General features: G+C 72.1%; 23 protein-coding genes. 17 read left to right on the forward strand and 6 right to left on the reverse strand.

Annotation, left to right across the window (positions count from 1 at the left end):
* Positions 1 to 5 precede the first annotated feature (5 nt).
* The 7 genes from K4B79_RS22375 (at position 6) to K4B79_RS22405 (ending at position 6,630) form a co-directional block, all read left to right on the forward strand.
* Positions 6 to 1,121 (forward strand): Gfo/Idh/MocA family protein, encoded by a 1,116-nt coding sequence (locus tag K4B79_RS22375; RefSeq protein ID WP_232028636.1) that lies wholly within the window; start codon positions 6 to 8, stop codon positions 1,119 to 1,121.
* Complete coding sequence (locus tag K4B79_RS22380) at positions 1,118 to 2,044, forward strand: DUF6807 domain-containing protein (RefSeq protein ID WP_232028637.1); 927 nt, start codon at positions 1,118 to 1,120, stop codon at positions 2,042 to 2,044. The genes K4B79_RS22375 and K4B79_RS22380 overlap by 4 nt, the downstream gene beginning before the upstream one ends.
* Positions 2,041 to 2,826: a cupin gene (locus K4B79_RS22385; RefSeq protein ID WP_232028638.1), complete on the forward strand. Its 786-nt coding sequence runs from the start codon at positions 2,041 to 2,043 to the stop codon at positions 2,824 to 2,826. The genes K4B79_RS22380 and K4B79_RS22385 overlap by 4 nt, the downstream gene beginning before the upstream one ends.
* Positions 2,827 to 2,961: 135 nt before the next feature.
* Positions 2,962 to 4,245, forward strand: coding sequence for an ABC transporter substrate-binding protein (locus K4B79_RS22390; protein ID WP_232028639.1), 1,284 nt, complete (start codon positions 2,962 to 2,964; stop codon positions 4,243 to 4,245).
* Positions 4,242 to 5,180 (forward strand): carbohydrate ABC transporter permease, encoded by a 939-nt coding sequence (locus tag K4B79_RS22395; protein ID WP_232028640.1) that lies wholly within the window; start codon positions 4,242 to 4,244, stop codon positions 5,178 to 5,180. Before K4B79_RS22390 ends, K4B79_RS22395 begins: the two co-directional genes overlap by 4 nt.
* Complete coding sequence (locus K4B79_RS22400) at positions 5,177 to 6,037, forward strand: carbohydrate ABC transporter permease (RefSeq protein WP_232028641.1); 861 nt, start codon at positions 5,177 to 5,179, stop codon at positions 6,035 to 6,037. The genes K4B79_RS22395 and K4B79_RS22400 overlap by 4 nt, the downstream gene beginning before the upstream one ends.
* A 5-nt stretch (positions 6,038 to 6,042) precedes the next feature.
* On the forward strand, positions 6,043 to 6,630 hold the full coding sequence (locus K4B79_RS22405) for a hypothetical protein (protein ID WP_232028642.1): 588 nt from the start codon (positions 6,043 to 6,045) through the stop codon (positions 6,628 to 6,630).
* Positions 6,631 to 6,690: 60 nt separating this feature from the next.
* Here the strand turns inward: K4B79_RS22405 and K4B79_RS22410 are convergent, their stop codons facing one another.
* A complete protein-coding gene (locus K4B79_RS22410; RefSeq protein WP_232028643.1) occupies positions 6,691 to 8,937 on the reverse strand; it encodes a heavy metal translocating P-type ATPase in 2,247 nt (748 codons plus the stop codon).
* A gap of 157 nt (positions 8,938 to 9,094) precedes the next feature.
* On the opposite strand from K4B79_RS22410, the gene K4B79_RS22415 reads away from it, so the two are divergent.
* Together K4B79_RS22415 and entS are read left to right on the forward strand one after the other, a co-directional pair.
* A complete protein-coding gene (locus K4B79_RS22415; RefSeq protein ID WP_232028644.1) occupies positions 9,095 to 10,066 on the forward strand; it encodes a hypothetical protein in 972 nt (323 codons plus the stop codon).
* A gap of 84 nt (positions 10,067 to 10,150) precedes the next feature.
* Positions 10,151 to 11,437: an enterobactin transporter EntS gene (entS, locus tag K4B79_RS22420; protein ID WP_232028645.1), complete on the forward strand. Its 1,287-nt coding sequence runs from the start codon at positions 10,151 to 10,153 to the stop codon at positions 11,435 to 11,437.
* A gap of 41 nt (positions 11,438 to 11,478) precedes the next feature.
* Here entS and K4B79_RS22425 read toward each other — a convergent pair whose 3' ends face one another.
* Both K4B79_RS22425 and K4B79_RS22430 read right to left on the reverse strand, forming a co-directional pair.
* Positions 11,479 to 13,302 (reverse strand): glycoside hydrolase family 15 protein, encoded by a 1,824-nt coding sequence (locus K4B79_RS22425; RefSeq protein ID WP_232028646.1) that lies wholly within the window; start codon positions 13,300 to 13,302, stop codon positions 11,479 to 11,481.
* Between the two features lie 72 nt (positions 13,303 to 13,374).
* Positions 13,375 to 14,154 carry a DeoR/GlpR family DNA-binding transcription regulator gene (locus tag K4B79_RS22430; protein ID WP_232028647.1) on the reverse strand — a complete coding sequence of 260 codons (780 nt, stop codon included), beginning with the start codon at positions 14,152 to 14,154 and terminating at the stop codon, positions 13,375 to 13,377.
* A 152-nt stretch (positions 14,155 to 14,306) separates the two neighbouring features.
* On the opposite strand from K4B79_RS22430, the gene K4B79_RS22435 reads away from it, so the two are divergent.
* Genes K4B79_RS22435 through K4B79_RS22450 form a run of 4 tightly spaced genes read left to right on the forward strand, consistent with a single transcriptional unit; the run spans position 14,307 to position 17,778 of the window.
* Entirely contained in the window at positions 14,307 to 15,188 is an 882-nt protein-coding gene (locus K4B79_RS22435) for an SIS domain-containing protein (protein WP_232028648.1), read from the forward strand.
* A 29-nt stretch (positions 15,189 to 15,217) separates the two neighbouring features.
* Complete coding sequence (locus K4B79_RS22440) at positions 15,218 to 16,096, forward strand: class II fructose-bisphosphate aldolase (protein WP_232028649.1); 879 nt, start codon at positions 15,218 to 15,220, stop codon at positions 16,094 to 16,096.
* A gap of 2 nt (positions 16,097 to 16,098) precedes the next feature.
* Positions 16,099 to 16,944, forward strand: coding sequence for a class I SAM-dependent methyltransferase (locus tag K4B79_RS22445; protein WP_232028650.1), 846 nt, complete (start codon positions 16,099 to 16,101; stop codon positions 16,942 to 16,944).
* Between the two features lie 60 nt (positions 16,945 to 17,004).
* Complete coding sequence (locus K4B79_RS22450; RefSeq protein ID WP_232028651.1) at positions 17,005 to 17,778, forward strand: AraC family transcriptional regulator; 774 nt, start codon at positions 17,005 to 17,007, stop codon at positions 17,776 to 17,778.
* Between the two features lie 48 nt (positions 17,779 to 17,826).
* Here K4B79_RS22450 and K4B79_RS22455 read toward each other — a convergent pair whose 3' ends face one another.
* The 3 genes from K4B79_RS22455 to K4B79_RS22465 are packed head-to-tail and all read right to left on the reverse strand — an operon-like array spanning position 17,827 to position 21,203.
* The gene (locus K4B79_RS22455; RefSeq protein WP_374208506.1) at positions 17,827 to 18,957 is read right to left on the reverse strand and encodes a methyltransferase; all 1,131 of its coding nucleotides are present in this window, start codon (positions 18,955 to 18,957) and stop codon (positions 17,827 to 17,829) included.
* A gap of 40 nt (positions 18,958 to 18,997) precedes the next feature.
* Entirely contained in the window at positions 18,998 to 20,635 is a 1,638-nt protein-coding gene (locus K4B79_RS22460; RefSeq protein WP_232028653.1) for a transposase, read from the reverse strand.
* Complete coding sequence (locus tag K4B79_RS22465; RefSeq protein ID WP_232028654.1) at positions 20,628 to 21,203, reverse strand: IS607 family transposase; 576 nt, start codon at positions 21,201 to 21,203, stop codon at positions 20,628 to 20,630. The genes K4B79_RS22460 and K4B79_RS22465 overlap by 8 nt, the downstream gene beginning before the upstream one ends.
* Before the next feature lie 103 nt (positions 21,204 to 21,306).
* Here K4B79_RS22465 and K4B79_RS22470 point away from each other — a divergent pair, with 103 nt between their 5' ends.
* The 4 genes from K4B79_RS22470 to K4B79_RS22485 all read left to right on the forward strand — a co-directional run bounded on the left by K4B79_RS22470 (position 21,307) and on the right by K4B79_RS22485 (position 25,253).
* Positions 21,307 to 21,948, forward strand: a complete 642-nt coding sequence (locus K4B79_RS22470; RefSeq protein ID WP_232028655.1) for an alpha-ketoglutarate-dependent dioxygenase AlkB family protein — start codon at positions 21,307 to 21,309, stop codon at positions 21,946 to 21,948.
* Positions 21,949 to 21,984: 36 nt separating this feature from the next.
* Complete coding sequence (locus tag K4B79_RS22475; RefSeq protein ID WP_232028656.1) at positions 21,985 to 23,223, forward strand: ROK family protein; 1,239 nt, start codon at positions 21,985 to 21,987, stop codon at positions 23,221 to 23,223.
* 249 nt (positions 23,224 to 23,472) lie between these two features.
* Positions 23,473 to 23,898 (forward strand): PPOX class F420-dependent oxidoreductase, encoded by a 426-nt coding sequence (locus K4B79_RS22480; protein ID WP_232028657.1) that lies wholly within the window; start codon positions 23,473 to 23,475, stop codon positions 23,896 to 23,898.
* A 35-nt stretch (positions 23,899 to 23,933) separates the two neighbouring features.
* On the forward strand, positions 23,934 to 25,253 hold the full coding sequence (locus tag K4B79_RS22485; RefSeq protein ID WP_232028658.1) for a replication-associated recombination protein A: 1,320 nt from the start codon (positions 23,934 to 23,936) through the stop codon (positions 25,251 to 25,253).
* The last annotated feature ends 39 nt before the right edge of the window (positions 25,254 to 25,292 follow it).

Consider the following 25,292-nt stretch of genomic DNA (forward strand, 5'->3'; position numbering starts at 1 on the left):
ACCGCATGCCCCCGCTCGCAGCCCGCCGCCGCGTGGCCGTCGTCGGTACTGGCGCCATTGTCGGCGGCAGCCATCTGCCCGCGCTCAGAGCCCACTCCGACCGGGTGGAACTGGTCGCCGCCGTCGACGTCGACCCCGACCGGCTCGACGCCTTCCGGGAACTCGCGGGCGGGGAGATCGCCGGTTTCACGGCGATGGACGAGATGCTGGACGCCGTGCGCCCCGACCTGGTCCTCATCGGCACCCCGCCCTCCCTGCACCGGCAGCAGACGGTGGCCGCGCTGAAGGCGGGCGCCTGGGTGTTGTGCGAGAAGCCGCTGACCCTCTCGCTCGCCGAGTACGACGAGATCGCGGCGGCCGAGGAGGCCTCGGGCGCCTACGCCGCCGTCGTCTTCCAGCACCGCTACGGCTCCGGCGCCGTCCACGCCCGCGAACTGATCGCCGCCGGTGAGCTGGGTGCCCCGCGGGTAGCCCACTGCCAGACCACCTGGCACCGCGACGCCGCCTACTACGCCGTACCGTGGCGCGGGAAGTGGGCCACCGAGGGCGGCGGCCCGACGATGGGCCACGGCATCCACCAGTTCGACCTGCTGCTGCACCTGCTCGGCCCGTGGACGGAGATCCGGGCCATGGCCGCGCGGCTGGTCCACGACACCGAGAGCGAGGACGTCTCGACGGCCCTGGTCCGCTTCGAGAACGGCGCCCTCGCGACCGTCGTCAACAGCGTGCTGTCCCCGGACGAGGTCAGCCGCATCCGCATCGACTGCGCGGACGCGACCGTCGAGCTCACCCACCTGTACGGCCACCGCAACGAGGACTGGGTCTACACGCCCGCCCCCCACGTCGACGCCGCGCGCGCCGACGCCTGGCGTACCCCCGCCTCGGACGTGCCGAGCTCGCACACGGCACAGCTCGGTGCCCTGCTCGATGCGTACGACAACGGTGTCAGGCCGCCGACCAGTGGCCGAGAGGCCCGCGCCACGCTGGAGTTCGCCGCCGCCCTGTACAAGGCGGCGTTCACCGGCAACCCGGTGCACGCGGGCGAGATCGGCCCCGGCGACCCCTTCTACCCGGCCATGCACGGAGACCACCCCCACTGGGCCCCCAAGGAGCGCGCATGAGCATCCGCGTCAGCCACGTCCACGGTGAGCACATCGCGGTCGAGGCCCCGGACGGCACCGAGATCCTCCGCTACGTCTACCGCCCCGACCCCGAGGCCTTCGAGGCCCAAAAGCCCTACGCCCACCCGGTGCGCACCCTCGCCGGGCGCACGGTGACCGGCTACCGCCCCAACGACCACCGCTGGCACAAGGGCCTGCAGATGACGGCGAGTCATCTGTCCGGGCAGAACTTCTGGGGCGGCAACTGCTACGTGCACGGCCAGGGCTATCTGCCGCTGCCCGAGCGCGTCGGCTCGATGCGGCACGACGGCTTCCCGGTGTTCGCCGTCGAGGACGACCGGCTCACCTTCGCCGAGGAACTCACCTGGGTGGAGAACGGCGGCGCGGAATGGGCGCGCGAGACGCGCGGCATCACCGTCCACTCGGTCGACGAGGAGGCCGGTGCCTGGGCCCTGGACTGGACGATCAGGCTCACCAACGTCCGCGACGAGCCCCTGGTCTTCGGCTCCCCGACCACCGCGGGCCGTGAGATGGCCGGTTACACGGGTCTGCAGTGGCGCGGCCCCCGCGACTTCACCGGCGGCAGCGTGTTCGCGCCGGACTCCGACGGGGACGTCGACAAGCTGATGGGCAGTCAGGGCCCCTGGCTGGCCTTCACCACCGAGCACGACGACGTCGACGGCCACTCCACGATCGTCTTCGCCCACGCGCCCGAGAACCTGGACGAGAACAGCGCGATCCACGAGTCGCACTGGTTCGTGCGCTCCGAGCCCTTCCCGACCGTCGCGTTCTCCTGGGCGTTCTTTGAGGAGTTCGCGCTGCCGCCGGGGGAGTCCTTCACGTACCGCTACCGGGTGGTCTTCGCGGACGGGGCCTGGGACGCCGACCGCGTCGACGCGCACCTGAAGGGCCTGCCGTGGTGAGCGCGGGGCCCGGGACCGGCGACACCGGCGGCCCCAAGCCCACCCTCCCGCACCCGCTGCCCGGCGCCGTCGGCCTGTCCCACCTGAGCGCCTACGACTGGGAGGCCGCCGACGGCGTGTGCGGCGGCAGTCCGCATCTGCACCTGGTGTGCACCGAGGCGTACGTCGTCACCGGCGGCCGGGGAGCGGTGCAGACGCTGAGCCCGGACGGCTACCGGGACATCCCCCTGGAGGCGGGCTCCGTCGCGTGGTTCACCCCGGGCACCGTGCACCGCATGGTGCAGGGCGGCGACCTGCGGATCACCGTGCTGATGCAGAACAGCGGGCTGCCGGAGGCGGGGGACGCCGTCTTCACCTTCCCGCCCGAGATCCTCGCCGACCCCGACGCGTACGCGGCGGCCGCCACCCTGCCCCCGGGCACCGGGGAGGACACGGCGGCGGCAGCGCGGCGCCGCAGGGACCTCGCCGTCCAGGGCTATCTCGCCCTGCGCGAGTCCCTCGTCGCCGGGGACAACGGCCCCTACCGGGAGTTCCAGCGCGCCGCCGCCCGGCTGGTGCGCGCCAAGGTGCCCAACTGGCGCGAGCTGTGGCGGGCCGGCGCGCTGGCCACCGCCGAACGCACCGGCGCCCAGCTGGACGCCCTGGCCGGCGGCGAGCCGGCCTACCTCGACGAGGCGACCGCCCACGAGACCGCGCCCACCAGGCTCGGCGGCTTCGGGATGTGCGGCCGACGCGACGAGTACAACCTGCCGGGCACCACGCTGCCGTACGGGGGCGAGTAGCCGCAGGCCCCAACAGGGGGCCGTGGAACGGGTGTTGAGGCGATCGGCCGGTTTCCGTCCGGATCCGCCAGGGGAGATCACGGGGAGCCCAGGGGGGCCAACAGAACGTCCGAGGAGAGATGAGGTGACCTCGGCATGCCCGGACACAGGACAAAGGGGTTCTGCGCGTCGGCCGCCGCACTGGTGCTCTGTGCGGTACTGGCCGGCTGCGGGGGATCCGGGGAATCGGTCGGCGGCGGCAAGGTGGTGCTCCGCTACACGTGGTGGGGCAACCCCGACCGCGCGGAACGCACCGAGCGGGCCGTCGCCCTGTTCGAGAAACAGCACCCGGACATACGGGTGCAGCCGTCGTTCTCCGGCTACGACGCCTACAAGCAGAAGCTCGCCGTGCAGGCCTCGGGCGGCGACGCCCCCGACGTGATGCAGCTGGACTACCGTCAGATCGACCAGTACGCCTCCGGCGGGGTGCTGTTCGACCTGGGCAAGCAGAAGTCCGTCCTGCGCACCTCCGAGATCGACCCCGGCCTGCTCGACACGGGCCGCGTGGACGGCGTCCAGTACGCCGTCCCGCAGGGCAGGGGCACCGAGACCGTCGTCTACGACGTCAAGGCCTGGAAGGACTCCGGCGTACCGCTCCCGAAGCGGGGCTGGACCTGGGACGACTGGGCCGAGTCCATGCGCGCCCTCAAGGAGAGGACCGGCAGGCCCGGGGCCACCGACCCCGGCTGGAGCGAGGACAGCTTCGAGGTCTGGCTGCGCGGACAGGGCAAGTCCCTCTACACCGAGGACGGCCAACTGGGCTTCACCGCCGACGACCTCACCCGGTGGTGGACCTTCACCGACAGGCTCCGCCGGGAGGGAGCCGTCTCCTCGGCCGAGGAGACCACCCAGATCGACGGCACGGTGGAGAACACCCCGCTCGGCCGCGGCACGGCCCTCAGCGACACCAACTGGGACGCCCCGGCCAGCGGTTACCTCGCCATCGTCCCGAGCGGCATCGCGCTGGCCCCGATGCCGTCCGGCGAGGACGGCACGCCCGGCCAGTACTTCAAGCCGTCGATGTTCCTGGGCGTGGGCGCGAGCACCAGCCACCCGAAGGAGGCGGCGCAGCTCATCGACTTCCTGATCAACGACGACGAGGCGGCGAAGATCCTCGGCGCCACCCGTGGCATCCCCGTCAACGAGACCATCCGCAAGGAGACCGCGCCCCTCCTGAAGGACTTCGACCGGACCGTCTCCGACTACCAGGCCTCCCTGGAAGGGACGTTGAAGGATCCGCCGCAGGCCCCGCCCTCCGGCGACAACGCCCTCCAGACCACTTTCCAGCGCGACTACGACCAGGTGTCCTACGAGCGCATGTCGCCCCGCGAGGCGGCCGAGAACTACGTCACCGAGGCGAAGGCGGAGCTGAGGTCATGACCACCACCGCGATCCCCGCCGAGGCACAGCGCACAGCCGGCCCCGCCCCCAAACGCCGCCCCAAACGCGAACGCGAGGGCGCCGCCTGGGTGTTCCTGTCCCCGTGGGTCCTCGGAGCGGTCGTCCTCACGCTGCTCCCGATGGCCGTCTCGCTGTATCTCTCCTTCACCGACTACAACCTCTTCGACCCGCCCCGCTGGGTCGGCCTGCGCAACTACACGCAGATGTTCACCGAGGACCCGCGGTACTGGCGCTCGGTCGTGACGACCGTGACGTACGTCGTCATCGCCGTGCCGCTGCAACTGGCGCTCGCGCTCGTCGTCGCCCTCGCCCTGAAGTCGATGAAGCACGGCAAGGCCTTCTACCGCTCCGCGTTCTACGCCCCCTCGCTGCTCGGCGCCTCCATGTCCATCGCACTGGTGTGGCGGGCGGTCTTCAACGACGGCGGCACGGTGGACAACCTGCTCGGCACCGGCGGCTGGGTCAACAAACCCGGCTGGGCGCTGCTGGCCGTGGCGCTGCTGACGGTGTGGCAGTTCGGCGCGCCGATGGTCATCTTCCTCGCCGGTCTGCAACAGATACCCGCCGAGCTGTACGAGGCGGCGGCCGTCGACGGGGCCGGGAAATGGCGGCAGTTCCTGTCCGTCACCGTGCCGATGCTGTCCCCGGTGCTGTTCTTCAACCTGGTGCTCCAGACCATCCAGGCCTTCCAGGTCTTCACCCCCGCCTTCGCGATCAGCGCGGGCAAGGGCGGCCCCGCCGACTCCACGCTCGTCTACACCATGTACCTGTACGACCGCGGCTTCGTCGCCTCCCACATGGGCTACGCCTCCGCCATGGCCTGGGTGCTGCTGCTGGTCATCGGCATCGTCACGGCGGTGCTGTTCCGCACTTCGCGTTCCTGGGTCTTCTACGCGTCCGAGGGGGACCGATGACCGCGACCGCCGTCACCCGCAAGCCCGTTCGCTGGGGCCGGATCGCCCTGCACCTCGGCTGCCTGGCCGCCCTGCTGGTCATGCTCTACCCGCTGGCCTGGCTGCTCGCCACCTCGCTCAAGCCCGCCGACGAGGTCATCGCCAGCCTCGACCTGCTGCCCGGTCACCTGGAGTGGTCCAACTACGAGACCGCCTTCGAGGGCGTCAACGACGTCTCCATCTGGCGGCTGTTGTCCAACTCGCTGATCATCGCGGGCGGCGCGGTCCTCGGCAACGTCATCAGCTGCTCGCTCGCCGCCTATGCCTTCGCCCGGCTGCGCTTCAGGTTCCGCGGGCCGCTGTTCGCCTTCATGATCGCGACGATCATGCTGCCGCACCACGCGGTGCTGATCCCGCAGTACATCATCTTCAACCAGCTGGGCCTGGTGAACACCTACTGGCCGCTGATCCTGCCCAAGTTCCTCGCCACCGAGGCGTTCTTCGTCTTCCTCATCGTGCAGTTCATGCGCGGCCTGCCGCGCGAGCTGGAGGAGGCCGCCCGCATCGACGGGTGCGGGCCCTTCCGGAGCTTCTTCCAGGTGGTGCTCCCACTCACCCGGCCCGCCCTGATCACCACGGCGATCTTCACCTTCATCTGGACCTGGAACGACTTCTTCACCCAGCTCATCTACCTCTTCGACCCGGACAAGTTCACGCTCACCCTCGCCCTGAGGTCGTTCGTGGACGCGTCCAGCACCTCGGCGTTCGGCCCGATGTTCGCCATGTCGGTGATCGCGCTGCTGCCGATCGTGCTGTTCTTCCTGGCCTTCCAGCGGTTCCTGGTGGAGGGCATGGCCAGCTCCGGACTGAAGGGGTGAGCGACATGCCGTCCGCTTCCTCACGTGAACCCGGCGAGGTCTTCGGCCCCCGGATGACCCTGTTCGCCGACATGCTGAGCGTCGGTCTGGCGACGGCCGTGGTCTGCCTGCCGGTGGTGACCGTCCCCGCCGCCCTGTCCACCGCGTGCGCGGTCCTGCGGGGCGCGGGGGAGGGGCAACCCGCCACCGCGGGACGGTACTTCGCGATGCTGCGACGGCGGCTGCGGACCGGGGATCTCGCGGCGGGCGGTGTCGCCGTCGCCGGCGCGCTGCTGTTCCTGGCGGACCTGGCGCTGGCCGGGGCCGGGCTGCCGGGGGCGCCGCTGTTCGCGGTGGTGGCCGGCGCGATCGGTGCGGCCGCCCTGGTGGTGGGCCTGAGGGCCTGCGCACGCCCCGAGTCGCTCACCGACTGGCCGGCCGCCGTGCGGGGGGCCGCCCTGGACGCCGTACGCGATGTCGGCGGGAGCGCTCTGGTGCTGCTCGCGGTGGCCGCGGCCGTGCTGTGCGCCTGGATGATGGTGCCGCTGGCGTTCCTCGCTCCCGGGCCGCTGGCGCTGGCGCTGACGGCCGTTCAGGTCCGGCGTGCCGTGTGATGTCCCGGAGCTGACGAAGGGGGCGCCGCGGGTGCGGCGCCCCCTTCGTGACCGGGCCGGTCAGGCCGCGGCCCGGAACGAGCGCAGCCGCAGGGAGTTGCCCACCACGAACACCGACGAGAAGGCCATCGCAGCCCCGGCGAGCATCGGGTTGAGCAGGCCGGCCGCGGCGAGCGGCAGGGCGGCCACGTTGTAGGCGAAGGCCCAGAACAGGTTGGACCGGATGGTCCCGAGGGTCCGGCGGGCGAGCCGGATGGCGTCGGCCGCGGCCCGCAGATCACCGCGGACCAGGGTCAGGTCGCCCGCCTCGATCGCGGCGTCCGTGCCGGTGCCCATGGCGAGCCCCAGGTCGGCCTGGGCGAGGGCGGCCGCGTCGTTGACGCCGTCGCCGACCATGGCGACCGAACGGCCCTCGCCCTGAAGGCGCTTGACGACGTCGACCTTGTCCTGCGGCAGCACCTCGGCGATCACGTGCTCGGGCGCGATGCCGACCTCGCGGGCGACGGACCGGGCCACGGCCTCGTTGTCACCGGTCAGCAGGATCGGGGTCAGTCCCAGGTCGCGCAGCCGGCGGATCGCCTCCGGGCTGGTCTCCTTCACCGCGTCGGCGACCTCAAGCACCGCCCGGGCCTCGCCGTCCCAGGCGACCGAGACGGCCGTACGACCGGCCTGCTCGGCCTCTTCCGCGGCCCGCGCGAGGTCCTCGGGCAGGGCCATCGCCCAGTCGGCCAGCAGCCGCCGGCGTCCGACGAGGACCGCGTGACCGTCGACGACCCCCTGGACGCCGAGACCGGGCACGTTGGCGAAGTCCTCCGGTGCGGACAGGGAGCCCAGCTTGGCGAGGGCGCCCTCGGCGACCGCGCGGGCGATCGGGTGCTCGGAGGAGTGCTCCAGGGCGCCGGCCAGGCGCAGCACCTCGGACTCGTCGGTGCCGTCGGCGGTGCGGACCGCCAGCAGGGTCATGCGGCCGGTGGTGACGGTACCGGTCTTGTCGAGGACGACGGTGTCGACCTTGCGCGTCGACTCCAGTACCTCGGGACCCTTGATCAGGATCCCGAGCTGGGCACCACGGCCGGTGCCGACCAGCAGGGCGGTGGGCGTGGCCAGGCCCAGGGCGCACGGGCAGGCGATGATCAGGACGGCGACGGCGGCCGTGAACGCGGCCGTCGGTCCGGCGCCGTTGCCGAGCCAGAAGCCGAGGGTGCCGAGCGCGAGCGCGATGACGATCGGCACGAACACCCCGGAGATCCGGTCGGCGAGCCGCTGGGCCGCGGCCTTGCCGCTCTGCGCGTCCTCGACCAGCTTGGCCATCCGGGCCAGCTGGGTGTCGCCGCCGATCCGGGTCGCCTCGACCACGAGCCGGCCGCCCGCGTTGACGGTCGCGCCGGTGACCGCGTCGCCGACGCGCACCTCCACCGGCACCGACTCGCCGGTCAGCATGGAGGCGTCCACGGCGGAGGAGCCCTCGGTGACGGTGCCGTCGGTGGCGATCTTCTCTCCGGGGCGGACCAGGAACCGGTCGCCGACCTTGAGGTCCGCCACGGGCACGGTCTGCTCGGCGCCGTCGGGCCGCAGCACGGTGACGTCCTTGGCGCCCAGCTCCAGCAGTGCCTTCAGAGCCGCGCCCGCCTTGCGCTTGGAGCGGGCCTCGAAGTAGCGCCCCGCCAGGATGAAGGCGGTGACCCCGGCCGCGGCTTCCAGATAGAGGTTCCCCGAGCCGTCACCGCGGGAGATGGTCAGTTCGAAGGGGTGAGTCATCCCGGGGGTGCCCGCGGTGCCGAAGAACAGCGCCCACAGCGACCACAGGAACGCGGCCGAGGTGCCCAGCGAGATCAGCGTGTCCATGGTGGCCGCGCTGTGCCGGGCGTTGGTGAACGCCGCCTTGTGGAAGGGCCACCCGGCGTACGTCACCACGGGCGCGGCCAGCGTCAGCGACAGCCACTGCCAGTACTCGAACTGCAGGGCGGGGATCATCGCCATCGCGATGACGGGCACCGACAGCACCACCGCGGTGATCAGCCGTTCCCGCAGGGGCCGCAGTTCGTCGTCCCCGGGTGGGGCGTCCGAACGCTCGGGCTCGGGGGGTGCCGGCTCCTGGGCGGTGTACCCGGTCTTCTCGACCGTCTCGATCAGGTCCCGCACGGACACGTCACCGGCGTGGCTGACCCGCGCCTTCTCGGTGGCGTAGTTGACCGTCGCGGTGACCCCGTCCATGCGGTTGAGCTTCTTCTCGATGCGCGCGGCGCAGGAGGCGCAGGTCATACCGCCGATGACGAGTTCTGTCTCGGTGCCCGCGGTGGTGGTCATCGCTGCTCCTCTGGATACGGGGGAGGGGTATGGTGGACGCGTCCTCAGGTATACCCCTGCAGGGTATTCTAATCAAGTAATCCACCGAGTTGACTTCATACCCCCTAGGGGTATGGTGAAGTGCATACGAGACCCCATCGAACCGGAGGAGTCGGCCATGCACACCGGACTGAAGATCACCGCATTCGCCGCCGCACTGGCCGCCACGTTCGGCACCGCCTACGGAGTGGGCCAGGGCGTCGACCCCGTCGTCGACAAGAAGACGCCCCCGCGCCACGACACCCACACCGAGGCCCGGGAGAAGGAGAGCGGGAGCGCAGGGCACGCGACCGAGCCGGCCGGCGGACTCCAGATCTCCGAGAGCGGCTACACCCTCGACCTGAGGACGCCGAGCGTCACCGCCGGGGACCGTTCCGAGCTGCGCTTCGTCATCCGCGACGCCACCGGCCGCGCGGTCACCTCCTACCGGCGCGAGCACGAGAAGGAGCTCCACCTCATCATCGCCTCGCGCGACCTGGTCACCTACCGCCACCTGCACCCCACCCGGGCCGCCGACGGCACCTGGAGCACCCCGGTCGACCTGCCCCGCGCGGGCGGCTACCGCGTCCTCGCCGACTTCACCCCGGCGAAGAAGAGCGCCGAGAACCTCACCCTCGGCGCCGACCTGGCCGCCGCCGGCCCCTACGAGCCGCAGCGCCTGCCCGCACCCGGCGGCACCGCGAGGATCCACGGCTACGAGGTCCGGCTGGACGGGACCCTGCGTCCGGGCGTGGCCGAGGAGCTCAAGCTCAAGGTCTCCCGCGGCGGCAGGCCCGTCACCGACCTCCAGCCCTACCTGGGTGCCTACGGCCACCTGGTCGCGCTGCGCTCCGGCGACCTCGCCTACCTCCACGTGCACCCCAACGGTGAACCGGGCGACGGCACGACCAGGTCCGGCCCGGACGTCTCGTTCACCGCCACGGCGCCCAGCGGCGGCAGCTACCGGCTCTTCCTGGACTTCAAGCACGCCGGTGAGGTCCACACCGCGGCCTTCACCGTCCGCGCCGGGACCGCGACGCCGGCCGAGGAGCCCTCCGCCGCGCGGACCCGGCCGGAGACCCACGAGCCGACGGGCGCGCACGGCCACTGATCGACGGATCCGACCGACCCCCTGCTTGTTAGGCAAGGCTTGCCTACTATGTGATCGGGATCAAGCCTGAAGCGGGGGGTCGCGGTGCGCCTGGGAGAGATCGTCGTCGACGTGGCGCCGCTGCGGTCGAGCAGGAACTTCCGGCTGGTGTTCGCCACCCAGACCATCTCGATGGTCGGCACCCATCTCACCTCGGTCGCGGCGAGCATCCAGGTCTACGCCCTGACCGGCTCCACGGTCCAGGTGGGCCTGATGAGCCTGGTCCTGGGCCTGGCCCTGCTGGTCGGACTGATCGCGGGCGGGGTCCTCGCCGACCGCGTCGACCGGCGCCGGATCGTCCTCGTCACCCGGGCCGCCACGGCCGCCGTCATCGCGGGCCTGGCGGTGAACGCGGCACTGCCGCAGCCCCGGGTGTGGTTCGTCTTCGTGGCGGCCGTCCTAGCCGGCGGGATCAACGGCCTGGGCGCACCCGCCCTGATGGCGGCCACACCGAACCTGGTGCAGCCCGGACAGGTGGCCGCCGCGGGCGCGCTGACCACCCTCACCGCCCAGCTCGGCGCCATGGCGGGCCCCTCGCTGGCCGGTCTCCTCGCGGCCGGGCCGGGCGTGGCGATCTGCTTCGCCCTCGACGCGGCCGTCTACGTCGTGGGCCTCGCGCTCCTCGCCCCGCTGCCCGCCCTGCCGCCGGAGAGCGCACACCGGGCGCAGCATCCCCTGCACGCGATGGCCGAGGGCCTGCGCTTCGTCCGCGGCAACCAGGTGGTGGCCGGGCTGCTGCTGATCGACGTCTGCGCCATGGTCTTCGCGATGCCGTACGCGCTCTTCCCCGAACTGGGCACCGAGCACTTCGGCGGCGGCCCCTCCACCGTCGGCCTGCTCTACACCGCCCCCGCGGTCGGCTCCTTCCTCGGCGCGCTGGGCAGCGGCTGGACGGGCCGGGTGCATCGCGCCGGACGCGCCCTGATCGGCGCCGTCGCCCTGTGGGGCCTGGCCGTCACCTGCTTCGGGCTCAGCCCCGACCTGTGGCTCGCACTGTTCTTCCTGGCCCTGGCCGGCTTCGGGGACACCGCCTCGGAGATCCTGCGCCGTGCGCTGCTCCAGCACCACACCCCCGACCGTCTCCAGGGCCGCGTCGGCAGCCTCTGGCTCGCCCAGGCCACCGCCGGACCCTCGGTGGGCAACCTCGAAGCGGGCCTGGTGGCCCGGGCCTTGGGCTCCTCGGCCGGCGCCGCGGTCGTCGGGGGAGCGGTGTGCCTGGCCGGGGTGGCGGCGGTGGCCCTGACCGTGCCCGAACTGCGCCGGGCCACCCTGCAAGGTCCCCCGGGCGGCCCGGCCGCGACGGCCGCGAAGGCGTCCCCGACGGCCGACTGACACGGTCGTGAGGCCCCGTCGCCCCCTGGGGCAGGGGTCCCTCAGCCCAGCGCCCGGTCCAGGTTGAACGCGGCGCTGATCAGGGCCAGATGGGTGAACGCCTGGGGGAAATTGCCCTGCTGCTCACCGGTGTGGCTGATCTCCTCGGCGTACAGGCCCAGATGGTTGGCGTAGGTGAGCATCTTCTCGAAGGCGAGGCGGGCCTCGTCGATCCGCCCGGCGTGGACCATGGCCTCGACGTACCAGAACGAGCAGATGGAGAACGTGCCCTCGTCGCCGCGCAATCCGTCAGGGCTGGCCACCGGGTCGTAGCGGTAGACCAGGGAGTCCGACACCAGGTCCTGGGTGAGCGCGTCCAGCGTGGACAGCCACTTGGGGTCGGTGGGCGCGATGAACTTCGTCAGCGGCATCATCAGCACGGCCGCGTCCAGCACGTCGCCGTCCTCGTGCTGCACGAACGCCTGCCGCTCCTCGGACCAGCCGCGGCTGTGGATGCGCCGGTAGATGGTGTCGCGGGTCGCCTGCCAGCGGGCCAGGTCGGCGGGCAGTCCGCGCCTGGTGGCCATGCGGATGCCCCGCTCGATCGCCACCCAGCACATCAGCCGCGAGTACAGGAAGTTCTTGCGGCCGCCGCGGGTCTCCCAGATCCCCTCGTCGGGCTGGTCCCAGTGCTCGCACACCCAGTCCACCAGCGCGCACACGTCGTCCCACTGGTCGCTGGAGATCGCCTTGGCCCACTTGTCGTAGAGGTAGATCGAGTCGATCAGCGCGCCGTAGATGTCGAGTTGGAGCTGATCGGCGGCGGCGTTGCCGATCCGGACCGGCGCGGAGCCCTGGTGGCCCTCCAGATGGCCCAGTTCACGCTCCGTCAGATCGGTGCGGCCGTCGATGCCGTACATGATCTGGAGCGGGCCGGAGGGTTTGCCGTCGCCTGGGGAGACGTGCTGGGTGACGAAGCGCATGAACGCCTCGGCCTCGTCGGTGAAGCCCAGCCGCAGCAGCGCGTACACGCAGAAGGCTGCGTCGCGCACCCACACGTACCGGTAGTCCCAGTTGCGTTCGCCGCCGAGTTCCTCGGGCAGGCTCGTGGTCGGTGCGGCGACGATGGCGCCGGTCGGCGCGTAGGTGAGCAGTTTCAGGGTGAGCGCGGAGCGGTGCACCATCTCCCGCCAGCGGCCCCGGTACTTGGACGCCGACAGCCAGCGCCGCCAGTAGTCGACCGTGGAGTTGAACTGTTCCTCGGCCTCGGTGCGGGCACAGCGGCGCGGGGTCACCTCGCCGCCGACCTGGTCCAGCGCGAACACCGCCGACTCGCCCTCGGCGAGCTTGAAGTCGGCCCGCACGTCGAGCCCGTCGGCCTCCAGCGGCACGGTCGCGGTCAGCCCCAGCGACAGCTTGGCGGACTCGAAGACGGCGACGTCGCCGACCTTGCGGACGGTGTGCGGCAGGGTGCCGTAGTCGAAGCGCGGCGCCACGCGCGTCCGGAACGGGATGGAACCGCGCACGCACAGCACGCGCCGGATCAGCCGGTGCCGCTCGGTCTCCACCACCGAGACGCCGTCCACCGGCATGAAGTCCTGCACCTCGCCGACGCCGTCCTCGGTGAAGAACCGGGTGATCAGGACGTTCGTGTCGGGGAAGTAGAACTGCTTGGTCCGCGCCGGCACGGCCGCCGCCAGCTCGAAGGAGCCGCCCTTGTCCGCGTCCAGGATCGACGCGAAGACGCTCGGGGCGTCGAAGGAGGGACAGCAGTACCAGTCGATCGTGCCGTTGGTCCCCACCAGCGCCACGCTGCGCAGGTCGCCGATCAGTCCGTGCTCGGCGATCGGCAGGTAGCCGGTGTGATCCCCAGGTGTCGCGCTCATCGCAGCCTCCCTCGATCAGCCTAGGCGGGTCCGGCGGCGGATGTCCCGGGAACCTCTCACCGAGAGCCTCGCTCAGACCACCACGACCCGCAGCCCCGCCTCCTCGAAGCGCCGAACGGTCTCGGCGTCGGCCGCCGCGTCGGTGACCAGCGTGTCCACCGCGTCCACCGGGCAGATCCGGGCGAAGGCCCGCCGGCCCAGCTTGCTGGAGTCGGCGGCGACGATCACCCGCCCGGCCCGGTCGCACAGCAGCCGGTTGATCGCGGCCTCCGCCTCGTCGTGCGCGGCGGCGCCCTCCGTCACGTCGAACCCGACCACGCCGAGGACCGCCACATCGACGGTGATCTGGCCGAGCACGCCGTCCGCGAGCGGGCCGACGAGCTCGTAGGACTGCGGACGGGCCACCCCACCGGTCAGCACGATCTTGAACTGGGGGCGTACGGCCAGCTCGTTGGCGATGTTGAGCGCGTTGGTGACGACGGTCAGCGCGGGCGGGCCGGAGGTCAGGTCGCTGCGCACGGCCAGGGCGCGCGCCACCTCGGTGGTGGTCGTGCCACCGGTCAGGCCGACCGCCTCGCCGGGCGCGACGAGATCCGCCACCGCCTTGGCGATGCGCTGCTTCTCGGAGGCGTGCCGGGCCGTCTTGTAGCGCAGCGGCAGCTCGTACGACACACCGTGCACCACCGCGCCGCCCCGGGTGCGCACCAGCATCTGCTGCTCGGCCAGCTGGTCGAAGTCCCGGCGGATCGTCGCGGCCGAGACCTCCAGGTCGGCGGCCGCCTCCTCGACGTCCAGCCGGCCGCGCTCGACGAGCAGCTCCAGCAGCGCCTTCCAGCGGGCGTCGCGCGACATCCGCACCCTCCGTTCTCCGGCCATCTCCGGCCACCCAGGCCTCCCGGCGACCTTAGCGCACCCCTTTGCGGCCGAATGCTTGATTGTGCTCGAAAGTTGGCTATATCTTGCAAGAACAATCACGAACATTCGCGGCGGGTGAGGGGTACGGCATGACCCATGTCGAGGACGAGCTGACGAGCCAGCCCGAGTGCTGGACCCGCGCGGCGGCCGAGGCGGCGCACCACGGCGGGGCGCTGCCGGCACCGGGGGAGCGGGTCGCGCTCGTCGGCTGCGGCACCTCGTACTTCATGGCGCAGGCCGCCGCGGCGCTCCGCGAGGGCTCGGGGCAGGGGGAGACGGACGCCTTCGCCGCCTCGGAGTTCCCGCCCGGCCGCCGGTACGACCGGGTCGTCGCCCTCACCCGCTCCGGCACCACCACCGAAGTGCTGGACCTGCTCGGCGAGTTGAAGGGCCGCACCCGCACCACGGCGATCACCGCCGACCCGGACACCCCCGTCATGACCGCCGCCGACGAGGTGGTCGTCCTCGACTTCGCGGACGAACGGTCGGTCGTGCAGACCCGGTTCGCCACCACCGCCCTGACCCTGCTCCGGGCCCACCTCGGCCTGCACGACGACACCGTCGTCGCCGACGCCCGCACCGCGCTCGGCCGGGCGCTGCCCGACGGGCTCGTGGAGTTCTCCCAGTTCGCCTTCCTCGGCCGCGGCTGGACGGTCGGCCTGGCCAACGAGGCCGCGCTGAAGATGCGCGAGGCCTGCCTCGCCTGGACCGAGGCGTACCCGGCGATGGAGTACCGGCACGGCCCCATCAGCATCACCACCCACGGCACCGCCACCTGGATGCTCGGCGACGCCCCCGAAGGACTCGCCGGCCAGGTGCGCGCGACCGGCGGACTGTGGGTGGCGGGCGGCCTCGACCCGCTCGCCGAACTGGTCCGCGTCCAACGGCTCGCCGTCGCCGTCGCCGCGGCCCGCGGCCTCGACCCGGACCGGCCGCGCCACCTCACCCGCTCGGTGATCCTCGCGCCCTGAACCATGGGACCCTCACGGAAGGAACCGCCGTGCCCCTCGTGACCACCGGCGAACTCGTCACCCGCGCCGCCGCCCGGCACTCCGCGATCGCCGCCTTCAACATCATCACCCTCGAACACGTCGAGGCCGTGGTCGCCGGCGCCGAGACCGCGGACGCACCCGTCGTCCTCCAGGTCAGCGAGAACGCCGTCACGTTCCGCTACGGCCGCCTCCTCCCGCTCGCCCGCGCCGCCACCGCGGCGGCCGAACGCGCCGCCGTACCCGTCGCGTTGCACCTCGACCACGTCCAGAGCGACGACCTGCTGCGCCAGGCGCCCGGCGCGGGCTTCAGCTCCGTCATGTACGACGCCTCCCAGCTGCCGTACGAGGAGAACCTCGCCGCGACCCGCGCCGCCGCCGACTGGGCACACGCCCAAGGGCTGTGGATCGAGGCCGAGTTGGGCCGGGTCGGCGGCAAGGACGGACAGGCCCCGTCGGACGCCCACGCGCCCGGCGCCCGCACCGACCCCGACGAGGCCCGCGCCTTCGTCACCGCCTCCGGCGTGGACGCCCTCGCCGTGGCCATCGGCAGCTCGCACGCGATGACCACCCGCACCGCCGCCCTCGACCACGCCCTCCTCGCACGCCTGGCCGACGCCCTGGACGTACCGCTGGTGCTGCACGGCTCCTCCGGGGTCCCGGACGACGAACTCGCCGCGGCCGCCGCGGGCGGCATCGTCAAGGTCAACATCGGCACCGCCCTCAACATCGCCATGACCGGCGCGATCCGGGAGTTCCTCGCCGCCTACCCCGAGGCCGTCGACTCCCGCACGTACCTCGGTGTGGGGCGGGAGGCGATGGCACGGACGGTCGCCGGCCTCATCGGTGTGCTGAGGGGTGCCCGACCACCGGCCGGTGTGCATACTTAGGTATGCCTAAGTCGAAGCGGGTCCCCGAACTGGGCGAGGTCCAGGAGACGTTGCTCATCCCTCTGTACGCGCGGGCGGTCGAGACCCGCAAACGGCACGGCATCCTCCAGGACCCCCGGGCCGTGGAGATGGTCGAGTCGATCGACTACGACTTCTCGCGCTTCGACGGCGCCAGGAGCCTCATGGGCGCCAACCTGCGCACCCTCCAGTTCGACCGCTGGGTCCGCGACTTCCTTCGCCGGCACCCGTCCGGGACCGTCGTGGAGATCGGCACCGGCCTCAACACCCGGTTCGAACGCGTCGACAACGGCACGGTCCACTGGTTCGACCTCGACCTGCCCGACGTCATGGCCCTCAGGCGCCGGTTCTTCGACGACACCGACCGCCGCCGCACCCTCGCCGCCTCCGTCACCGACCCCGCCTGGACCGAGACCGTACGGGCCAGTCCGGGGCCGTACCTCCTGGTCGCCGAGGCCGTCCTGATCTACCTCGACGAGCGGCAGGTCCGCTCGGTGCTCGACCTCGTCGCCGAGCGGCTGCCCGGCGCCCACCTCGCCCTGGAGACCGCGAACGGCCGTGCCCTGGCCCGGCAGGACAGTCACGACGTCCTCGGCGCGATGGCCGCCCGCATGCACTGGCGCTGCGACGACCCGCGGCAGCTGGAGACCTGGCGCCCGGAGCTGCGCCTGACCGACTCCCGCACCTTCGCCGACCTGCCCGCCGCCGAACGCCGCGCACTGCCGCTGTCCCTGCGGCTGCTGCTGAACGTCATGGCGGTGATCCGGCGCCGCGACCTGGAGTCGTACCGACTGAACCTGTTCCGGTTCGGGGAAACCGGCACGGCGTGAGGGGAAACCGGCACGGCGTGAGACGGGCCACCGACGCCCCGCCCGGGTAACCTCCCCGCCATGCACGAGACGGAGCTGCACCTCGGCCAGCCGCCCGTCGTGGTCAACGCCGGCGTCGGCGTGCACGGCGTCGCGAGCCGCACCGACGTGTTCCGGCTGCCCGAACTGTGGCAGCTGCACCTGTACGAGTACGAGGCCGACCTCGTCGTCGACGGCACCGCGCACGCCATCCGCCCCGGCCGGGTCAGCCTGGTCCCGCCGGGCGCCATGGTCCGCTACCGCTACCGGGGCCGCTCCGAACACCTCTACGCCCACCTGAGCATCCCGGCCACCGGCCCCGCCCGCACCCTGCCCCTGGTCCAGGACGCCGGACCCGAACTGCCCCTCCTCAGCGCCCTGTTGCGGCAGGCGGTCGCCGCCGTGCCCAGGGAACCCGAGCGCACCCGCGCCGAGATCTGGGCCGCGCTGTGGCGCATCGCCGAACTGGCCCCCGCCGCCGGAGACCCGGGGCCGCACCCCGCGGTGAGCGCCGCCATCGCCTACATCGAGGCCCACCTGGAGGGCCGGCTGACCGTGCCGGAGATCGCACGGGCCGCGGGCGTCTCGCACAACCACCTCACCCGGCTGCTGCGCGAGAGCACCGGCACCACGGTCGTCGGCTACGTCCGCCGCCGAAGACTCGATCGCGCCCACCACCTGCTGCGCGCCTCGACGCTGTCCATCCCGGCCGTCGCCGCCTCCGTCGGCATCCCCGACCTCCAGGCCTTCAACAAGGCGTGCCGACGCGAGCTCGGCGCCTCACCCAGGGCGCTGCGCGGCTCGCCCACCGCGTGACGCCCACCGAGTGACGTCCCACCGCGTGACGTCCCACCGCGTGACGTCCTACCGCTTGACGGCCTTGAGCACCACGAACTTCGGGTCGCTCGCCATCAGCCTGCTGTTGCCGAACAGCCGCTTCAGCTTCAGGTGATACCCGAGATGCCGGTTGCCGATCACCCACAGCTCCCCGCCGGGCCGCAGCGCGCGCTTGGCGTCGGTGAACATCCGCCACGCCGTCGCGTCCGTCGTCGCCTGGTGGGAGTGGAACGGCGGATTGTTCAGCACCAGGTCGACACTGCCGGCCGGGACGCCCGCCAGCCCGTCCCCGACCCGGAACTCCGCGTGCCCCGGCACGCCGTTCGCCCGGTACGTCGCCTCCGCCGAGGCCACCGCCGGGAACGACTCGTCCACGAACAGCACCTCGGCCTCGGGATCGGCCAGCGCGACGGCCGTGCCGACGACTCCGTTGCCGCACCCGAGGTCCACCACCCGGGCGCCCTTCGTCTCCGGCAGGTGCTGGAGGAGGAACCGGGTGCCCACGTCCAGCCGGTCGGCGCAGAAGACCCCCGCGTGATTGACGACCGTACGCCCCGACACCACTCCGATGCCGTCGGGCAGCGTGTAGCTGTACGGCCAGGGGCTGCCGGCCGGCTTCGCCGACGGCGCGGGAGTGGTGAGGATCAGCCGGGCCTTCTTCTCGGCGAGCGAGGTCCGCGTCGGCCCCAGGATCCGCTCGAACAGCTTCAGCGTCGAGGTGTGGATCTCCTTCACCATCCCGGTGCCGACGACGACCGTGCCCGCGTGCACCGAGGGCGCCAACCGCAGCAGCTGGTCCTCCAGCAGCGCCAGGCTCTTCGGTACCCGCACCAGCAGCACGTCGATCCGGGCGGGCGGGGTGTCCCGCGTGGTCAGCAGCTCGACCGCGCCCGGCTCCACTGCGCTCCGGGCGAGGTTGGCCCGCGTCGCCTCCTGGGTGAGGTACGAGTCGGTGATCTGCGTCGGCCGGTGCGCCGCGAGCGCCGTGACCAGCGCGCCCCAGCGGTCACCGACCACCACGACCGTGCCGGACAGCTCCACCCCCTCCTCGGCGAGGTGCCGCAGCAGGTACTCGTCGGAGGCGTCCCAGGCACGCAGCCTGTCGCGCGGATCCTCCGGAAATCGGGCTAGCGCGAGCTCGCCCCAGGGGGTCTTCATACGGTCGTCCATCGTGCGCCCAGGCTAGCCGAGCCGCAGCTCACCGTTCCTGATCAGTGAGCAGGAGTGAGTCTTGGACCCATACCTGGTCACTGCGGACACCCCGAACGGTTTTGGATGTCCTGGTCACCCGCGTACGCGCCGCGTCCGGCGGCACGGATCGTGTCCGTGGTCCGGGGATGCGGGGGCGGGGCCCCTCACGCCCAGGGGCACGCCGGTCGGCCTGGACGGTCCGATGCCCGTGCACATCGCTCCGGTGTGCACGGGGCGGTGCCGTCCGTCGCCGGATCGGATGCCCTTGGGCGCGTCGCCCGATCGCGATGCTCGCCGCATCGTGCCGGGTGGTCCTACGGATGGGGCCGGTCATCGGCTTCTGCCAGTGCTGGGCGCCCCACTTGCTGGTGTAGGCCGGGTCCACGGCGATGACCGCGATACCGGTGGCGTCGGCCATGGAGGTTAGTCGGGCGCGGAGCCCGCTGGTGGGCATGCCGGAGATGAGCTGCCTGAAGCGGCGCTTGCGTCCGTGCTTCTCTCTGGTTTTCTCGGTCTGGAAGTCGAGGTCTTCAACCGCGATGGCCTTGACGCCGCAGCTCTTGGCCCAGTTCAGCAGCCGTGTGAGGGCGTGCCGTACCTGGGCGTCGCGGTGCTGGGCGGTGCCGGACAGGTCGTAGCAGAACCGGCGCGGCCGACCGATCGGGTTGCCGTGCGTGTCCAGGCGCCATGCGGCGAGGTGGTCGGCGTTGGTGTCCACGCCGATCACGCCATCGGCCAGGGCAGCATCGAGCGGGATGGTCTGGGTGGGCGGGATCTGCCAGGAGGCGTCGATGTACCAGCGCCCGCGCCCGGTGTCGTAGTGGAGGCGGTAGGCCACGGCCCGGTTGGCCTCCACGCGGTCGGCCCATTCCTGTTCCCGGTGTGGGAACCGTACCTTCGCAGCGAGTACGTAGCGGCCGTGTTTGGCGTTGGACAGGTCGGCGAGTGGGGCGGGGAGCTTGATCGACACTTCGCCCTCGGGCGTGATGCGGATCGTCTCGTTGCCGAACCTTTTCCCCGACTCGCCGTCCGCCTTGAGGAACCAGCGTGAGGCTTCCCAGCGTTCGTGCCACTCGTCCTCGGTGCATTGCGCTTGCTTGAGGTTGTGGCGGGTGCCCAGTAGACGTTTACCGCCGCGTACCACATGCACACGTCCGGCTGCTGTGTCGGCTTGAACGCGGTCGAGCCGGTCCTCCAGCACATGCAGCCGTCGCGTCTTGTTAAACCACTCGTGCGCGGAGCGGTATCCGCCGGGGGCGCGTTTGCTTGCCTTCTCCCCGACCGGCAACGACAGCCGGTGCCGGATCGTCGTGATACCGGCTTCGAGGGACTGCACATGTGCGGCCTGGCCACGCCGGGCGAGCGCCCACTGGTCATGCGTAGCCTTCGTGATCGAACCGGCCCACCTGGACGACGACTCGGCCGTCAGGTCCCGCTTACGGGCCGCCCATGACTGGGTGGAGTGCTCCAGGCCGTCCATGCAACGCGCTTTGAGGTCCTTCGAGGCGAGCGAGCCCAGGTGCGCACCTACCAGGCGCAGAACCTTCTCATCCGCGGGCGTGAGGTCCCCCAGCCGGGTACGTACCGCAACGCCGGACGGGCCGAGAGCGACGAACGGCGCGGCAATCGGGCGGAGGTCAGCCATGTTCAGCGGCCTCCAGTGCCTTGCGGGCGCGGTTCTTCGCCGACCTGCGCCCGTACAGGCGGGCGCAGAACGAGGTCAGCACCTCCACCATGTCCCGCACCAGGTCGTCCTCGATCTCGCTGTCGTCCAGTACCAGCAGGCGACGGCCCGTCGCGGACAAGGCGGCCTCGACCAGCTCGACGTTCATCCGGCCCAGCCGGTCCTTGCGCTCCACCACCACGCAGGTCACGTTCGGGTCGGCCAGCAGACGCCGGGCCCTGGAACGGCAGCCGTTCATCCCGGACGCGGTCTCCGCCTCCACACGAACGACTCGGTGACCGGCCTTCGCCGCCCATGCCGACAGCCGAGCGACCTGGCGTTCCAGATCGGTCTTCTGATCATGCGAGGACACGCGGGCATACAGGCCCAGGCCTCCGACGGCTTCGGGCGTGGCGTTCGCGTCGACGTTCACCAGGATCGTGCGTGGCCCGACCCGCTGAGCCGGTACCGGCAACGTCCCCTCACGGAACCAGCGATACGCGGTCTGCGGATGCACACCCTGCGTCTTCGCCCATTCCGTCAGATTCACGCTCTGACAACGACACTCACTCCTACATGGTTACGCTCACTCACTCGGCTTCGAGGACCAGCGGGTGAAGGCCGCCGCCCGGGCCCGAGGCAGGATGGACACCATGGACGCCGAGCTGTTCCCGAGGCCCCGCCGGCAGATCGCTCCCGGTGCGGTGCACGTCCCCGGCTGGCTGGACACCGACCGCCAGCGCGAGCTGCTGGCCGCCTGCCGCGACTGGGCCCGCCCGCCGGCCGGCCTGCGCACCGTCCGCACACCCGGCGGCGGCACCATGACCGCCCGCCAGGTGTGCCTCGGTTGGCACTGGTATCCGTACGGCTACGCCCGCACGGTCGTCGACGGCGACGGCACCCCGGTGAAACCGTTCCCCGACCGACTGGGGGAGCTGGGCCGGCAGGCCGTGCACGACGCCCTGGGCGAGGAGACGGCCGGGTACGACATCGCGCTGATCAACTTCTACGACGCCGACGCCCGCATGGGCATGCACCGTGACAGCGACGAGAAGTCCGACGCCCCGGTGGTCTCCCTGAGCCTCGGCGACACCTGCGTCTTCCGCTTCGGCAACACCGAGACCCGCACCCGGCCGTACACGGACGTCGAACTGCGCAGCGGCGACCTGTTCGTCTTCGGCGGCCCCTCCCGGCTCTCCTACCACGGCGTACCCCGGGTGCACGCCGGTACCGCGCCACCGGAGTTGGGACTGACCGGGCGGCTGAACATCACGCTGCGGGTCAGTGGCCTGTAGGCGGCCGTACGTGCGGATCATGGGAGACTCGCCCTCATGAGCGGGAAGGCGGACCCCCGGACGGCGGGGGAAGGGACCACCTCCAGGACGCGGTTGGACCGGGGACGCGGTGCGCTCGGGCCCGCGCTGGAGCTCGTGCACACCGGACGCGCGCCGACCCGCGCGGTGCTCACCGCCGAACTCGGGGTGACCCGGGCCACGGCCGGTGCGGTCGCCGCCGAGCTGGAGGCGCTCGGGCTGATCCGGGTGGACGCCAGGCCCGGTGCGGCGGCCGGCTCCCAGGGACGCCCCTCGCACCGGCTCGCCGTCGCCGAGGACGGTCCGGTGGTGCTGGCCGCGCAGGTGCACGCCGACGGCTTCCGGGCGGCCCTCGTCGGCCTGGGCGGCCGTATCGTCGCCACCGCGCCCGGCTGCGAGACCGTCGACGCCGACCCGGCCAAGGTGCTCATGTCCGTCGTCGAGGCCGGTGCCGAACTGCTGCGCACCACCGGACGCCGCTGCGTCGGCGCCGGGCTCGCCGTGCCGTCCGCGGTCGCCGAACCGGACGGACTCGCCCTGAACCCGCTGCACCTGGCCTGGCCCGTCGGCGCGCCGGTCCGCCGCCTCTTCGAGGAGTGCGTGCGGACGGCCGGCATCACCGGTCCGGCCTTCGCGGGCAACGACGTCAACCTCGCCGCCCTCGCCGAGCACCGGCACGGCGCCGGGCGGGGAGCCCGGGACCTGCTGTGCGTCGCCACCGGACACCGGGGCGTCGGCGGCGCGCTGGTCCTGGACGGCCGCCTGCACACCGGGAGTTCGGGCCTGGCCCTGGAGGTCGGCCACCTCACCGTCAACCCCGAGGGCCGCCCCTGCCACTGCGGCAGCCGCGGCTGCCTCGACGTCGAGGCCGACCCGCTGGCCTTCCTCACCGCCGCCGGACGCGACCCGGGCCCCGAGGTCAGCCTCCTCCACCAGTCCAACGACCTGGTCCGCAACCACTACGACGACCCGGCGATCCGCACCGCCGCCGAGGCCCTCATCGACCGGCTCGGCCTGGGCCTCGCGGGCCTGGTCAACATCCTCAACCCGGACCGCATCATCCTCGGCGGCCTCCACCGCTTCCTCCTCGAAGCCGACCCGGAACGGCTGCGCGCCGTCGTCGCCGAGCGCAGCCTGTGGGGTCAGAGCGGCGGCGTCCCCATCCTGGCGTGCACCCTCGACCACAACAGCCTCGTCGGCGCGGCCGAGCTGGCGTGGCAGCCGGTCCTGGACGACCCGCTGGGCGCGCTGACCTGACGCGGGGTGTGAGGCCGGTGGGGTGGCGGAAGCAGCGGCCGAATCCGGCGGCTCCGGGGAGTGTCGCCTGCCGACCATCACATGTCCGCAGTGCACCACTCTGTGTGCCGGTCGCGACGAGAGGATGGTGGCGCCCCCCTGTGATCGGCGGCTCCGGACTCAGCAGCAGTCCGGAGCCGTACCCAGACACAGTCCGGAGCCGTACTCAGCAGCAGTCGCCCGTACTCAGAGCAAGGACAGAGAACGCCCATGCACACCATGTCGACCGAGGAATGGCACGCCTTCGTCACCCGCGGCGCGCCCACCGGCCGGTTCGCCACCGTCGGGGCCGACGGCACCCCGAACATCGCCCCCGTCTGGTACGTCTTCGACGGCCGGGACTTCCTGTTCACCACGGGCGGCGCCACGGCCAAGGCCCGCAACCTGCGCCGCAACCCCCGCGCCTCCCTGTGCGTCGCCGACGACGCCCCGCCCTTCGCCTACGTCGAGGTGCGCGGGGACGTGACGCTCAGCGAGGATATGGACGAACTCCTCGACGTCGCGACCCGGGCCGGCGCCCGGTACATGGGCCCGGAGCAGGCCGAGGACTTCGGCAGGCGCAACGCCGTCCCCGGCGAGGTCGTCGTCCGCCTGCACCCCGACAAGGTGATCGCGTACGGCGGCATCACCGACTGACGCACACCCGCCCACGCGCAGACACGGACCCCTCCATGAGGCACGAAGAACAGACACCGTCCCTGTTCGAGGACGACACGCAGCGTCCGCTGGCCGACCGGATGCGTCCGCGCACCCTGGAGGAGGTCGTCGGGCAGGAACACCTGCTCGCGCCCGACGCTCCCCTGGGACGCATGGTGGAGCAGGGGCGGCTGGTGTCGGCGGTCCTGTGGGGGCCGCCAGGATGCGGGAAGACCACCATCGCCCGGCTCCTGGCACAGCGGACCGACCTGGTCTTCGAACCGCTGTCGGCCACCTTCTCCGGCGTCGCCGACCTCAGGAAGGTCTTCGAGGCGGCCCGTCGCAGGCGCGAGCTGGGCCGGGGCACCCTGCTGTTCGTCGACGAGATCCACCGGTTCAACCGGGCGCAGCAGGACAGCTTCCTGCCGTACGTGGAGGACGGCACGGTCGTCCTGGTCGGGGCCACCACCGAGAACCCCAGCTTCGAACTGAACGGCGCCCTGCTCTCCCGCTGCCGCGTCTTCGTCCTCCAACGCCTCGACACCGCCGCCCTGGACACCCTGATCGCCCGCGCCGAGCAGCTCACCGGGCGCGAGCTGCCGCTGGACGACGAGGCCCGCCGGTCCCTGCTCGCCATGGCGGACGGCGACGGCCGGTTCCTGCTCAACATGGTCGAGCAGCTCCAGTCGCTGCCCGCCGGCACACCGCCGCTGGACACCGCCGCGCTCACCGAGCAGATCCAGCGGCGTGCCCCGCTGTACGACAAGGCCCAGGAGAGCCACTACAACCTGATCTCGGCGCTGCACAAGTCGATGCGCGGCTCCGACCCCGACGCGGCCCTGTACTGGCTCGCCCGCATGCTCGACGGCGGCGAGGACCCCCTCTACATCGCCCGCCGCCTCGTACGCTTCGCGAACGAGGACATCGGCACGGCCGACCCCCAGGCGGTGCAGCAGGCCCTGGCCGCCTGGGACGTGTACGAACGCCTCGGCTCGCCCGAGGGGGAACTGGCGATCGCCCAGGCCGTCACCTACCTGGCGACCGCCCCCAAGTCCATCGCGGTCTACCGGGCGTTCGGCGCCGCACAGCAGCGCGCACGCCGAACCGGCTCGCTGATGCCACCGGCGCACATCCTCAACGCCCCCACCCGGCTCATGAAGGACATCGGCTACGGCGAGGGCTACCAGTACGACCCCGACGTACCGGAAGGGTTCTCCGGCGCCGACTACTTCCCCGACGACATGGACCGCGAGACCTACTACCACCCCACCGGGAGCGGCTACGAGGAGCAGATCCGCCGACGCCTGGATCGGTGGTCGGCGCTGCGCGGCGAACGTCGGGACAACGAGGACTGACGAAACCCGTCAGACCCGTCCAGGCGCCCCGGGTAGGCT

Source organism: Streptomyces lincolnensis, assembly GCF_021173675.1.
GTDB classification, from domain to species: domain Bacteria; phylum Actinomycetota; class Actinomycetes; order Streptomycetales; family Streptomycetaceae; genus Streptomyces; species Streptomyces lincolnensis_B.